Raw genomic sequence first — 13857 nt, 5'->3', positions numbered from 1 at the left:
TAGGGCTTAGTTCACTCAATAATATCATGTTCGTATATGTACCTGTACATCGCTCCAAAGATAGCTAAATTTCTCTCAGAAGGCTGTATGTAGTAGGTTGCTACTTATTTCTTTTGGACTCTTCCCTCTTTCGTATAGATTACCTTCCTCCCAAACGCCCTAGATAGGGGGAATATGAGAGGGAGGCAAAGAGTTACAATAAGTCGCCCAAACGAGTTACCATAACTCTCTTCGACGAGTTACTATAACTCGTTTGAGCGAGTTGCCATAACTCTTTGTGGCGACTTATGGTAACTCGTCACTTCTGCTTTATGTACAAGGGATAAAACATGGAGTAATAACCACCTCTCATGGTGTGCGAAATCTTTAATTTGAATAGCCAAGCAGAGGCATATATTCTCTTAGTTATCGCTACCTTTGTACGTATTTCAATAGATATTAGTATATAAAGATGACAGGACAAGACCTATACCCTCTGACCTTTGAGCCCCTACTAAAGGAAGTGATTTGGGGAGGACAAGCAATTCGCCCATTCAAAGGTTTGACACCCGATGAGAAGAAGATTGGTGAGAGCTGGGAAATATCACATGTGGATGATAACTACTCTGTAGTGGCAGAGGGTGTACTGAGAGGTAAGAGCCTCGATGAACTAATACGGCTCTATGGAGATCGACTTGTCGGTAAGAGTGTGTTGGAGCGTTTTGGTTCACGCTTCCCTCTGCTTATTAAGTTTATCGATGCTCGTGATTATCTTTCCATCCAGGTGCACCCAGATGATGAACTGGGAATGAAGCGACACAACTCCTTTGGCAAAACAGAGATGTGGTACGTAATCAATGCAGCCAAGGGAGCTAAACTCTACAGTGGCTTCGCCGTACAATCCTCACCCGAAGACTACGTGAAGCGCATAGCTGATGGGACAATTGCCGAGGCATTGGCAGAGTACGAAGTGCACTCTGGGGATGTTTTCTTCCTACCTGCTGGGCGTGTACATGCCATTGGTGCTGGGTGCTTCATCGCTGAGATACAGCAGACATCCAATATCACCTACCGTATCTACGACTATGACCGTACCGATGCTGCAGGAAATAAACGTGAGCTACATACAGAGCTAGCTAAGGATGCCATCGACTACCGCTTGGAGAAAGACTACCGTACGACCTACACGCCGCAGGTAGACAAACCAGTGGAGCTGGTCTCTTGTCGCTACTTCGAGACGAACCTACTTGACCTAGATGAAGCAATCGAGCGGAATTGGTCAGGTCTAGATAGCTTCGTTATATACATTTGCATGGAGGGTAGACTAACATTGCGTGATAGCTCGGGCAATGAAGTCTCTCTTCATCAAGGGCAGAGCGTGCTTGTGCCAGCAGAAAATAAATCGGTACAACTCACTCCTCAGGGTAAGTGTAAGCTCCTAGAGACCTATATCCCAGGGGCTAAGTAGCTAAGACGGCAGGACTATGGCGAAGCGGTTATTCTTCCGTATTAAGGAGGTTGCACAGCTCTTGGGTGAGGAGCCATCCACCATCCGGTACTGGGAGACGGTCTTTCCTCATCTGGTTCCTAGTACTACACCAAATGGCGTACGCCAGTACACCGAGCGAGATATTCAGAATATTGAGACCATCCGTTATCTCCTTCGAGTAAAGAAGTTGACCATTGAGGGAGCGAAGTCTGAACTAGCTACTCGTCGTAGTCAGGTGGAGCTGCGTGTCGATACGATTACACGGCTCAAGTACATCCACAGCCAGCTCACTGATCTCCGTGAGTCGCTAAAGGAGTAGCAGACAAAGAGCCTCAAGTGACGTGCGCCAAGTTTCCCTACTTAGGAAACTTGGCGCACGTTGTTTGTAACTTATCTTGGCTTGGACCTTTTAGATGGAGGTGGATTAAACAGCCTGATCTTGCTGACCTTGGAGCTGAGGCAGAGGAGTGTAATTCTTGGTCAGGAGCTCCCACGAGAGTCGTAGCCAAACGAGGGTCGGTGGAAGAGCCTTTAGTGCATAGGGGAGGACGTAGCTCTCTCGGAGAGACCTTGGGAATAGATCCGAAGGGGAAAGACTGGTGAGAATGAATGTAAAGACAAGCAGTGCTATATCCCATCCATTGCGCTTCCAAGGGGATGTCGTATACCACAAGGCAACCCCAGCAAGGGCTATAATATAGGTGCTGGACTCACTCCCCGTACTAAAGAGTACGGCGAACAGTAGCGTTGCGCTTAGGATGGCGTAGCGGAAGGCTAGGTGCTTGTACTGCTTGATGCGAAGGTAGGGAAGGGCAAAGACTGCCAGCCCTGGCAGGATCACAGCCAGATCAGAGTAGGTCGCACAGCCTGACCCCTTGCGTATCATCCCGAGGAGGGATATGTTTTGCATAAGCGAGAAGTGGTTCTCGCTGTTCTTGGCTGCTAGCCTTGTGAACCATTCGACATATTGCCCAAGTACATAGTCTGGGCTACTCAGAAGCATCGGAGCAACAAAGCACACTACCGACCACCCAATAAGAGCTAAAATGAAGCGGGGCTTTCGCTTGACAAAGAAGAAGAATGCTAGTCCTACAATGCCGTAGAGCTTGACGAAAGTCCCCAGGATGATGAGGAATGCAGCCAATACCTCTTGCTTTCGTTCGATAGCAGCAAAGGCTCCGATAATGATTGCAGCGATGGCTATGTTAAACTGCTGCATTTGTAGAGCAGTCAAGAGCTCGTGAGCACAGAACCAATAGAGGAATATTTGCTTTCCTTGCTCCAAGGGTAATCGGCGTACAGCATAGTACATCACCAGCGAGAGAGCGACAAGCCATAGGAGCAAGCCGATGGCATCAGGTACCAGCGCAAAGGGAGCGATCACGAGGCTAAAGAACGGCCCATAGTGGTTATGGTCGTTGTACTCGCTGGGGTAAAGGTCGTAGAGTGAGACTTGCTGAATGGTATGCCAGAAGACACCACGGAAGATTAAGAAGTTATTATGCCTATGTGCTGCTATCTTGGTTAAGCCTGCTAGGATAGGAAGCAGAGTCCAAAGACCAAGTAACGTGCGAGGGTCAGAAAAGAAAGGTCGTCGGAAGAAGGAGTAGACCTTATTCCATAGGATAACAAGCTTATCGATCATCGTCATTGTGCTTGAGGAACTGTGCGATATGGTAGCGGGGACGTTGCTTGATCTCTATATAGATCTTGCCGATATACTGCCCTATGACCCCCATGGATAGTAGGAGGATACTCCCGATGAACCATAGGGAGAGCATTAGCGAAGCCCAGCCTGGCACAGAGAGATGCTCTACGTAGGAGACCACGACATACACAGCCATACATACGCTGATGAGGAGGAAGGCTAAGCCCATACCAATGATCCAGCTAATGGGGCGTGTAGTGAAGGAAGTAATCCCATCTACGGCAAGTAGGAGCATCTTGCGCAGTGTATATTTTGATGATCCTGCAGTGCGCTCACGAATTATATCCTTTACCGTCGTAGAACGGAAGCCTAGTTGTGGAATTAAGCCTCTTAGATATAAGTTGCGCTCGGGGTACTGTGCTAAGGCATCTAGTGCTTGACGGCTGAGTAGACGAAAGTCTGCGTGGTTAAATATAGCCTTAATGCCCATCGATCGCTGTAATCGATAGAAAGTAAGGGCGGTGGTTCGCTTGAGAAAGGGATCAGCCATTCGTGATTCCTTTACCCCGTAGACTATATCATAGCCTTCTGCTAGACGATCCAACATTTCCTCGACTGCATCTAGGTCGTCCTGTAAGTCTGCATCAATGGTTACTACAGCATCAGAGTACTCCCGTGCAGCAAGCATACCTGCCATGATCGCAGACTGGTGCCCCACATTGCCCGATAGCGAGAGACCGTCAATAAGGATATTTGTACTATGTAGCTCCTTAATGATAGGCCATGTCTGGTCTTGGCTCCCATCATTGACGAAAAGGATACGACTCTCGGGGGTAACCTTCCCTAGGCTAATCATACGCTCAAGGAACGCCGAGAGTTCGTTAGCAGAGTGGGGAAGTGTTGCCTCCTCATTGTAGCATGGGGAGACGATCGTAAGGCGAGGGGGCATGTTAGCTAAGGCTATTTAGGCTATCAGTAAATTCGGTGAAGGTGACGAAGGTTGTCCCTTCCTCCTTGAAGGCAGAGATCCATTTGCTGAGACGCTCCTTCATCCCTTCTCCTGAATTATTGCGAACGATAAAGGGGAGCTTGAGCTCGGGATGGTCACCCAGCGGATAGAATTCCCAAGGGTGGAAGTAGACAACGAGGTAGCCATCGTGCCTAAGCGTGCGCCGACAGAGCCAGCGATATAGCCCAAAGGGTAGATTGTGACACGATAGCCAAAAGAGCGGGAAACGTAAGATGGGGGTTACCGAAGCAGGGATCTGAAGTATCCCCTCCTTCATGAAGTAGGTACGGGGTGTGGACAGGTGCATGTATCGCCCTGGGATGAAGGTGGGGTTTAGGGAGGAATTGTAGGTATATCCAGCCCTTTGCACCTCTTGCTCTGCTACGGGCATCATGCGTGCTTGACGATAGCCACGTATGGTGACACCAGTCTGTGCCTCTAGGGTATCCTTGCTTCGCTTTAGATCTGCAGTCTCAAAGGTCCAGTGGTAGTAGCCATGTGAGGCAAGCTCGTGCCCTTCGTCGAGGAGACGTGTGATGACGGCTGGGGCAAGTTGGGCAAAGTTAGCCGTAGAGAAGAAAGTCGCTTTTACCTGATGCTCCTTTAGGATATCTAGGATAGCCTCTGTCCCTGCTACCGAAATGCGTGCTTGCTCCTCCATCGGTAGCTCCACACCATGCTCCCTCGGTACGTCGAACTCCTCAATGTCGAAGCTCAAGAGGATGCGCTGTGGGGATGCCTGTCCCTTGCCTCCGCTCATCTGTGCATGGGGATAGCGATTGTTTTCCACAGGGTGACTTTACTTAAAGAGCGCAGCTAGCTTCGTGATGCTTGCCTCAACTGGGGCACCCTCGTAGAGGATTTCATAGACAGTGTCGCAGATGGGCATGGTTACTTGGTAGCGTTGGTTGATTTCGTGGATGCACTTAGCTCCATAGTAGCCTTCGGCCACCATGTTCATCTCCATCTGGGCTGCACGTACGCTGTAGCCCTTCCCGATCATGTTCCCAAAGGTGCGGTTACGGCTGTAGCTTGAGTAAGCCGTCACGAGTAGGTCTCCGAGGTAGACGGACTCAGTGACATCACGGTTCAAGAGGTGAACTGTCCCGACGAAGTGACTCATCTCTGCGATAGCGTTCGAGATAAGGACAGACTGAAAGTTGTCCCCCTTGTTCATGCCATGGCATATTCCTGCGGCGATGGCATAGATGTTCTTGAGCACGGCTGCGTACTCTATGCCTACGACGTCACGGCTTACGGCACAGTGGACGTAGTCATTGCTGAAGAGCTCCTCGCTAAGTACCTTGGCCTTGCCGAGGTCGAAGCATCCTACAGTCAAGTAGGACATCCGATCCTTAGCTATCTCCTCGGCATGGCAAGGCCCTGCGATAACACCGATCTGACCTGGGCGTAGCTCCTTGTACTCCTGTAGGTAGTCGGAGATAAGGATGTTCTCCTCAGGTACCATCCCCTTGATCGCATTGATGATGAGCTTGGGGCGGATGACCGAGGTGCGTACACGCTTGAGGTAGTAGCGGATGTAGGGGGAGGGGGTGGCCAAGATCACCGTGTCACAGGCACGGAAGAAGTCATTGACATCTGAGTCGGTGAAGAATGTGATACGAGAGGTATCGAACGTCACCGAAGTCAGATAGTTGGGGTTATGCTTGAGGCGGGTAAACTCCTTGATATGATTGGTCGTACGAAGGAGCCAGTTGAGGTGTGGCTGTCTTGTTAGTACAATCTTAGCCAAGGCTGTTGCCCAGCTCCCTCCTCCGAGGATGCCTATACGTCCGGGTAGGTTTGAAGAGACTTCTGCCATGATACTAAATCCTTGCAGTGCGGTGAATAGGGTACTCCAAAGCTAGCGGAGCTATCTGTGACTCTGCCCAGTGGCGGTCACTCAGATGGCTCGTGATACCTGCAGTGGCACTACATATATTATGTTTTTGCGCTCTATATGTACCCTGTAGTGTAGAGTTATTAACGAGTGATGCTACGTACATCTTCGCTATTGACGTGATTATGGAGAGAGCCTATTCTTTAGGTCTCTCCATAATCCTTTTACTTAGTCCAAGCCGTCACCTCATCGAGGGTAATGGCTGGGAGCTCTAGCTTATACTTCTTCTTGAGGTCCATGAGCTGCTGGAGTAGGCGACCGGGCTTGTCCTCGTCCTTTACAGCAGCGAGAGTCAGGTAGCCTGCCTTATGCAGTACGGGTACCCATTCCTCCGGAATACCTGCGGAGGTAAAGACCTCCTTCTTGTCACGAGGTAGGACCTTCTCGGGTCGCATCTGGGGGAAGAGTAGCACTTCCTGAATGCTTTCCTGTCCAGTCAGGAGCATGACCAGACGATCCATACCTATGCCCATACCACTGGTGGGGGGCATGCCGTACTCTAGGGCACGGAGGAAGTCAGCGTCGATGAACATAGCCTCATCATCGCCCTTCTCCGAGAGACGGAGCTGATCTTCGAAGCGCTCACGCTGGTCGATTGGGTCATTGAGTTCGGAGTAGGCGTTGGCAAGCTCCTTACCGTTGACCATGAGCTCGAATCTCTCGGTGAGGAGTGGATTCGTGCGGTGCTCCTTGGTCAGAGGGGACATCTCCTTGGGATAATCCGTAATGAAGGTTGGCTGGATATAGCTTCCCTCACACTTCTCTCCGAAGAGTTCGTCGATGAGCTTACCCTTGCCCATTGTATCATCGACCTCTATGCCGAGGCTCTTGCAGGTAGCACGTAGCTCCTCCTCGTTCATTCCACTGACATCGATACCTGTATGCTCGTGGATGGCATCTAGCATCGTGACTCTGCGGTAGGGTGCCTTGAAGTCAATCTCACGCTCTCCGACCTTGACCTTTGTGGTACCAAGTACGCTAAGGCAGATATATTCGAGCAACTGCTCCGTGAAGTTCATCATCCAGTCGTAGTCCTTGTAGGAGACATAGATCTCCATGGCCGTGAACTCGGGGTTGTGCATACGATCCATGCCCTCGTTGCGGAAGTTACGGCTGAACTCATAGACCCCCTCGAAGCCACCCACGATGAGACGCTTGAGGTAGAGCTCATTGGCGATACGCAGATAGAGGGGGATGTCTAGTGCGTTGTGGTGTGTGATGAAGGGTCTAGCTGCTGCACCACCAGGTATGGGCTGTAGGACGGGTGTATCGACCTCGATATAGCCACGGTCGTTGAAGAACTGACGCATGGCATTGAAGATGCGAGTACGCTTGAGGAAGATCTCCCGTACGTGCGGATTGACTACGAGGTCTACGTAACGTTGGCGGAAGCGTAGCTCGGGGTCGGTAAAGCTGTCGAAGACCTCGCCGTCCTTCTCCTTAACGACGGGTAGGGGGCGCAGAGCCTTCGATAGGAAGGTGAGTGAGTGAGCTTGTACGGAGATCTCGCCCATCTGTGTGCGGAAGACCTCCCCTGATACACCGATGAAATCACCAATGTCCATGAGCTTCTTCACCACACTATTATATAGGGTCTTGTCCTCACCTGGGCAAAGGTCATCTCTCGTGATGTAAATCTGGATACGTCCAGTCGAGTCCTGTAGCTCTAGGAAGGAGGCCTTGCCCATGATACGGCGGCTCATCACTCGACCAGCTACACTGACGGCTCGACGAGGAGCCTCGTCCTCGAATGTGTCTAGGATCTCTCGGGCATACCCTGTGACCTTATATTCCTCTGCGGGATAGGGGTTAATACCAAGGCTACGAAGCTCCTCTAGGCTACGACGGCGGAAGATTTCCTGCTCGCTCAGCTCTAATATGTTCATTACGGAAATATATTGTCTAACTGAATTACCATTTAACTAGCTTGCACAAATATACGGCAATTCTCCGATAGGAATGGGGTTGCGGGTAGTATACAATGGGGATTGTGTCAGATTTGCTCCTAGGTAAAATAAGGGCAATGGCTAATCGGATAGTACGCTCTGTATAAAGGTAAAAGATCCTCAGCCCTCTGGTAAGGTATACTTAGGGTGTACTTGGCACCTCTATCAACGTATGCTTTTCACCTCGAACGAGGTGTACTCGATACCTCTAGTGGGGTATACCCGATACCTCGAACGAGGTATACTTGGTACCTCTAGTGGGGTATACTTAGTACCTGAAATGATGCTTATAGGGTATCACTAAATAGCACACGTTCGTGAGTTTGGGTATGCTTTTCCCCGGCACTAAAATACCTCCGAAGGGGATAAATAAAGAGGGAGGCTGTACCTTAGTACAGCCTCCCTCCTTGCTGTTATGCCCTGGGGCTAGGTGTGATTAGAGTTCGTCAGTGCTTGTGCTATCAGCTGCAGCTGCAGGGAGTACCTTCACAAGCTCGATCTCAAAGACAAGTGTGCTGAAAGGAGGAATCTTTTCCCCAGCATAGCGAGCGCCATACGCAAGGTCTTGTGGGATAACAACCTTCACCTTGCTACCAGCCTTCATCAGCTGAAGGATCTCTGTCCAGCCCTTGATGACGCCATCCACACGGAACTCTGCAGGCTTACCCTTGGATTCGTCGAAGACTGTGCCATCGATGAGCTTCCCAACATAGTTAACTTGCACCTGATCGGTTGCTGTAGGTGTAGCACCATTACCTTCCTTGATGACTTGGTAAGCTAGGCCACTTGCAGTGGTCTTTACGCCAGCTTCCTTCTTGAACTCAGCGATGAATGCAGCACCCTTGGTCTTGTTTTCACCATACTGCTCTTCCATCTGCTTCTCCATCTCAGCTTCGTACTTCTTACGGTCAGCTTCAGCCTTTAGTTCGTAGTACTTCTGAGCGATGATATTCAGGCTATCGGATAGTACGACGCGGGTAGCTGAATCTACGCCAAGAGCCTTCTTGAAGCCAGCCATGAACATGGCCTTGTTGAGCGTAGAGTCATCCTTGAAGCGCTGTGCAGCCTGTACACCCTGCATCTGGCCAACATAGTACCAGAGCTTGGTGGTATCGCTGTTAAAACCTTCCTCGAAGCCTTTGAAGAAGAGAGCAGAGTCGACATCTTGACCTTGTGCCTTTGCACCTTGGATAGCGTTAAGCAGTTCGCTAGCATTACCAAAGCCTACAGCATAGGATACGCTGTCAGAGTTATCCTTGAGGTTTGTTGATCCTTCCTTGTTACAAGAGGAGAGACCTAGAGCCATAGCTGAAGCAGCTAGGAGGATTGAGATTTTCTTCATTGTTGTTTATGGAGTTTATAAAGTGTTATTATTCTCTATTATCGTTTTGCCCGAGGGGCTTTCTTCTTGATCTTGATGCCTTGTTTAGGCTCAGCGGGGGCTTTCCCTTCGCTGGTGGTAGCTTCCTCTGCCTTTACGAAGGGCTTGATGTCCACAAGTTCAATCTCGAAGAAGAGTGGAGCATTGGGGGGAATCATATTCCCTGCACCTCTCGCTCCGTAGGCGATGGAGGGAGGAAGTAGGAACTCATACTTGGCACCTTTGTTCATCAGTGCAACAGCTTCAGCCCAGCCTGGGATGACTTGATTGAGTGCGAAGGTTGCAGGCTCTCCTATCCTGTCTGTGCTGTCAAATACTTTACCATCAGCGAGACGCCCCTTGTAGTGTACTACGACGGTATCCTGCTCGGAGGGATGCGCGCCCTGTCCAGCACGAAGCACACGCCACTGGAGGCCACTCTCTGTCACCTTCACGCCTTCCTTCCGTTGGTTGGCATTAAGTACAGAGTCCGCTTCTGCTAGCTGCTTCTTCGCTTCTTGGTCACGAAGCTCTTGGTGGTATTGCTCAAAGAGCTGGTGTGCGTCCTTGGCTGAGAGACGTACGTCCTTGCCGAGGAAGCTGTCGCTAAAGCCCTGGACGATTTGCGCTCTGTTGAGTGTATCGCCTGGAACTTCTTTCACCGCGGAGCTGAATGCCTCACCGTTGAGTACCCCGAAGGCATAGGCGATGCTATCCTGACGAGATTGCAAGCCTACTGAGCGCACCTTGGTGCGAGTCGAGCAAGCGCCGAAGGTAAGGCTTAGGCCTCCTACGAGGAGTAGGGAGAGCTGATGCTTCTTCATCGATTACTTATTTACGATGGCGATGAGCTCAATGATGAAGATGAGCGTACTCCCCGGCTGGATCATCTGCCCTGCACCTCTGTCTCCGTAGGCGAGGTCAGAGGGGATAGTTACTTTCCACTTAGAGCCGACAGGCATGAGTTGTAGGATCTCTGTCCAGCCCTTGATGACGCCCTGCAGAGGGAACGTCGCTGTCTCACCTCTATCCATCGAGCTATCGAATACCTGACCATTAATCAGCGTGCCATGGTAATGACACTCTACGGAGTCGGTAAGCTGAGGCTTGGGGCCATCGCCCATCTTGATGACCTCGTACTGCAGTCCGCTGGGGAGCGTTGTGACGCCAGCCTTGTGGGCATTGATCTTGAGGAATTCTTCCCCTGCTTCCTTGTTCTGTGCCACCGCTTTCTTTTGTACTTCTTGGAAGTATTCGTTGATGATGGTCTTGGCTTCATCGTAGCTCATCGCAGGCTCACTCTGGTTGTAGACGTCACGGACGCCAGAGAGGAAGTCCTCGAAGTCGATCTCGTCGAAGCCCGAGGCACGGAAGTTTTGGCCAATGCTCAGCCCGAGGGCGTAGCTTACTTTATCCATTTCTATAAATAGTGTATTCTGTGAAATCTTTTCTACTCTCTACTTTGGGGCAAAAGTGCTATTGCGCCCTTTGTATGCGCCACAAAGTTAATGATTTCTCTTAAAGAGAGAAAGAGGGATGAGGAATGAGGATCTGGGCAGGTCATAGGCCATAGGAAGTAAATAGCATTGCCGACGAGCCTGCACGAGAGTAGGGAGAGGCTAAGAGGGGCGGATTTTATCGCTTTTGTATCCCCCCGAGAGCCCTGTCTCATCTATGCTCTCTCCTAGAGCCTTTTATCCAGCAGAAGCCCCCGACCAGCTACGGCTGGTCGGGGGCTTCTGCTGGAAATGTGAAGGGGCTAGATACCGATACCGCCACCCGAAGGGGGATTGAACTCACTACCTCCGGGTTTCTTCGGTGCGGGCTTCTTCGGGTTGTGCAGGGGCTGTGCTTGCTCGAAGCCTAAGCCACGTAGGGCGTACTTCAGTGCCATGCGTGGGGTGAAGACCACCCGAGGAGGGCGAATGAGACTAACGTTGAAGTCCTTGGCATTCTCGACAGGTTGGGAACCAAAGGAAGCACGAAACGTCCCAAGGTCACCGCAGTCTACCGAGTAGCCCAGCTCGAGGAAGTGGGGGATGGTCTCTGCCAGTCGTGCGATCACAGCCTTAACGTCGGCCTTGCCCACGGTGGTATTCTCCGCCAGATGTTTGCAAAGGTCATCGAAGGAGACCTTCCCGAGGTGAATAGGCTGGGCGGTGTAGGTTGTTTTGCCTTTGAGTTTGCCTAGTTGCGCCTTGCGCTGGATGAGGTGAAACTTTAGTGTTGCCATCGTAGTATTACAGAGCGAAAAATTTAGGTATATACTAAAATTTCTCTAGGTATATACCTAAATTTATTTTAGTATATACATAAATATATTTTGGTATATACCTAAATTTTACGCTGTGGGATTTGCACCCACGAGCCTTCCTTTACCGGCTCAATTAAGTGTTGTTACATAGCTGGTTATGTATAGACGGTTACGTCGTTGCTTAGGCTCCACCGCCATCTTCCCAATCCTCGAGGTCACCGCTAGCGGAGAAGTCGATGAGTAGGGTGAGTGGGTGACGTAGCTCTATGAGTTCAGCTGTGGGCTGTTGATATATTTCCTTTTCCATTGTCGCTTATTTCTTGAAGAGGTAGACAGGTGAGGTTTTAATTTCTCCGACGTAGTCGAACCCCCCTCCTCGTCTACCCATGTCCATGGGATAAAAATTGCTATTCTGCAAGCAATAGTTCCCAAAGTCTTTTGCAAACTCTAGTGTGCCAGGTTTGTCTATCGTGGTGGTAGCACCCACAGATGGAGCTACCCAGGAGTACACACTGGCACGTTTAGGAGCTGCGAGACTGTTTATTCTGTTTAAACTAGGGTCAGCACCATAGGCTGGGAATGACTTGGATGGCGTTACTGTAGCCCAGTCAATCTTTCCACCTAGGGAGATATCTTGGATATCATCGACTGTCTGGATGGCAGGATCTGCCCCAACATATTTGGCTTGTACTGTGTATAAGCTGTTCCCGCCATTATATGAATAGCGATAGCGAAATGCGTAGCGCTTGCTATTGCTCATACTAGTTCCATAGCTTGCAGGCTTCGCTGGGATTTGGCAAAAGCGTAGTCCGTACCACTCGAAGTCTGACGGAGAAGCACCTCTAATTATCCGTTTGTAGTAGGCATAAGAGACGAAGAAATGATTCCCTATTTGAACAAACTCATCACGATTTGTCGTGCCAGCGAAAATAGTATATCCAGGGAAAATAGAGTTCATCTCTAGGGCAGTAGGAAGATACCATTGCCCTGTGGCCCCGCTATACGTACGTGGCTGAGTAAATCTATTCCTGACACTTTCCTTGTTGAAGTAGCCTACTTGGTCGAAGGTTGCAGGGTAGCCTCTGGAATTGTCGACAAACTTTTCTCCCGTCTTATCTAGTGGTGAATCAGAGATACGTTCTAGAGGATTCTTGAAGGAGCGAAGTGCGAGTTCACCTAAGTAGATATGTCCTTCCTGATAATAGGACCGTTCCTTGGTTAGGAATGAGCTCATATCTGTGTAATATCCTTCTGTAATGGAAGTCGTGGGGGCGACGATTAGTTCAACCTTCTGATTTTGCGCTATCCTGTATGGATCTTTGTGGTGGTAGTAGAAGGTTGGGAGCCAGACCAAGAAAGTCTCGTTGCTGACTGAATGGGCATTGATATGGATTGTACCATCGGCGAACTCACACTCTTGGTATCCTGCGTATGGACCAGAGCCGCCTCCAGGGGTGCCATCCCCTTGGTTCGTAAAATATAGCTTCCCTCTATGCTCTCCTTCTGTAACGATAAATGCCGTTTTGGGCATAAACAGGCTGTTCATGAATGTGTTGATGTCCACTGCCTGATCAAGTTCGTTCCGAATCTTGAACTTGAGGAAGGCTCCCATAGGCCTAAACTTACGGACTTGGGCAGGTAGCTTATCGGAGTGTAGCTGTTGTGGTGCTTGGCTACGATAGTTTAGCTTGAACTCCATCTTGTAGGGGACATTGATTGGAGAGGTTGCTGAGCCAAGTTGGTGGATCTTCTGGTCCAGTAGAACGGAACTATGTAGCTGATTTCCGATAAGTTTTGTATTAGGATCATCCCTATCTCCTGCGATGATAGCGATAAGTGTTATGTTTGAATAGCCGTAAGTAGCGGGGATAGGTAGATCGCCCTGATAGTAGATCTTCTTTCCGTCCTTGACTTTCCAATCAAGCCATTCGGAGTAGATGAGCCTGTCTCCGGCATAAATAAATGTCCAGACAGGGACTGTGGTACGTCCATCAAGCGACACCTTGGGAAGGCCATCCTTCAAGACAAAGTCCAGAGCTCTGGGGCTAGACACTTCCCCCGAGACATCGACATGGATAGGAGTGGTCACACCTGCGCTCTCCTTTCCTTTGGGCTCATTAGCCTCCTTGCTACACGAGGCAAAGGCAAGGAGGGCGAAGAGAGCCAAGAGTACTTTCTTCATAATTACTAATTGATTGTGATTGTACATAACGAAGCAGGGACACCACATGGCGATACGTGCCATGCAGTGCCCCTGCTTCTACTCTTTGTT

General features: G+C 50.0%; 14 protein-coding genes. 2 read left to right on the top strand and 12 right to left on the bottom strand.

The window, feature by feature from the left end; genetic code table 11:
- Positions 1-451: 451 nt before the first annotated feature.
- Positions 452-1447: a type I phosphomannose isomerase catalytic subunit gene (locus tag HMPREF0636_RS04135; protein ID WP_044168707.1), complete on the top strand. Its 996-nt coding sequence runs from the start codon at positions 452-454 to the stop codon at positions 1445-1447.
- A gap of 16 nt (positions 1448-1463) precedes the next feature.
- Positions 1464-1787, top strand: coding sequence for a MerR family transcriptional regulator (locus tag HMPREF0636_RS04130; protein ID WP_044168706.1), 324 nt, complete (start codon positions 1464-1466; stop codon positions 1785-1787).
- 105 nt (positions 1788-1892) lie between these two features.
- Here the strand turns inward: HMPREF0636_RS04130 and HMPREF0636_RS04125 are convergent, their stop codons facing one another.
- The 12 genes from HMPREF0636_RS04125 to HMPREF0636_RS04080 form a co-directional block, all read right to left on the bottom strand.
- Entirely contained in the window at positions 1893-3119 is a 1227-nt protein-coding gene (locus HMPREF0636_RS04125) for a glycosyltransferase family 87 protein (RefSeq protein ID WP_044168704.1), read from the bottom strand.
- Positions 3103-4065, bottom strand: coding sequence for a glycosyltransferase family 2 protein (locus HMPREF0636_RS04120; RefSeq protein WP_044168703.1), 963 nt, complete (start codon positions 4063-4065; stop codon positions 3103-3105). Before HMPREF0636_RS04120 ends, HMPREF0636_RS04125 begins: the two co-directional genes overlap by 17 nt.
- A gap of 1 nt (position 4066) precedes the next feature.
- Positions 4067-4885, bottom strand: coding sequence for a polysaccharide deacetylase family protein (locus HMPREF0636_RS04115; RefSeq protein ID WP_044168702.1), 819 nt, complete (start codon positions 4883-4885; stop codon positions 4067-4069).
- A gap of 39 nt (positions 4886-4924) precedes the next feature.
- Positions 4925-5947 carry an NAD(P)H-dependent glycerol-3-phosphate dehydrogenase gene (locus HMPREF0636_RS04110; RefSeq protein WP_005469261.1) on the bottom strand — a complete coding sequence of 341 codons (1023 nt, stop codon included), beginning with the start codon at positions 5945-5947 and terminating at the stop codon, positions 4925-4927.
- Between the two features lie 4 nt (positions 5948-5951).
- Positions 5952-6131, bottom strand: coding sequence for a hypothetical protein (locus HMPREF0636_RS08450; protein WP_155807285.1), 180 nt, complete (start codon positions 6129-6131; stop codon positions 5952-5954).
- A gap of 58 nt (positions 6132-6189) precedes the next feature.
- Positions 6190-7911, bottom strand: coding sequence for a lysine--tRNA ligase (gene lysS / locus HMPREF0636_RS04105; RefSeq protein WP_044168701.1), 1722 nt, complete (start codon positions 7909-7911; stop codon positions 6190-6192).
- A 496-nt stretch (positions 7912-8407) separates the two neighbouring features.
- Complete coding sequence (locus HMPREF0636_RS04100; RefSeq protein WP_044168700.1) at positions 8408-9313, bottom strand: BamJ family beta-barrel-assembly machinery protein; 906 nt, start codon at positions 9311-9313, stop codon at positions 8408-8410.
- 38 nt (positions 9314-9351) lie between these two features.
- Positions 9352-10155, bottom strand: a complete 804-nt coding sequence (locus HMPREF0636_RS04095) for an FKBP-type peptidyl-prolyl cis-trans isomerase (RefSeq protein WP_044168698.1) — start codon at positions 10153-10155, stop codon at positions 9352-9354.
- Between the two features lie 3 nt (positions 10156-10158).
- Entirely contained in the window at positions 10159-10749 is a 591-nt protein-coding gene (locus HMPREF0636_RS04090) for a BamJ family beta-barrel-assembly machinery protein (protein ID WP_044168696.1), read from the bottom strand.
- A 341-nt stretch (positions 10750-11090) separates the two neighbouring features.
- Positions 11091-11564 carry an HU family DNA-binding protein gene (locus HMPREF0636_RS04085; RefSeq protein ID WP_005469250.1) on the bottom strand — a complete coding sequence of 158 codons (474 nt, stop codon included), beginning with the start codon at positions 11562-11564 and terminating at the stop codon, positions 11091-11093.
- A gap of 202 nt (positions 11565-11766) precedes the next feature.
- Positions 11767-11892: a hypothetical protein gene (locus tag HMPREF0636_RS08545; RefSeq protein ID WP_005469249.1), complete on the bottom strand. Its 126-nt coding sequence runs from the start codon at positions 11890-11892 to the stop codon at positions 11767-11769.
- A gap of 6 nt (positions 11893-11898) precedes the next feature.
- Complete coding sequence (locus HMPREF0636_RS04080) at positions 11899-13767, bottom strand: hypothetical protein (RefSeq protein WP_044168694.1); 1869 nt, start codon at positions 13765-13767, stop codon at positions 11899-11901.
- Positions 13768-13857: the final 90 nt, after the last annotated feature.

The organism is Porphyromonas catoniae ATCC 51270 (genome assembly GCF_000565015.1).
In the GTDB taxonomy this organism is placed as follows: domain Bacteria; phylum Bacteroidota; class Bacteroidia; order Bacteroidales; family Porphyromonadaceae; genus Porphyromonas; species Porphyromonas catoniae.
The sequence above is the reverse complement of the archived record's forward strand: the minus strand, read 5'-3'. Positions and strand labels throughout refer to the sequence as shown.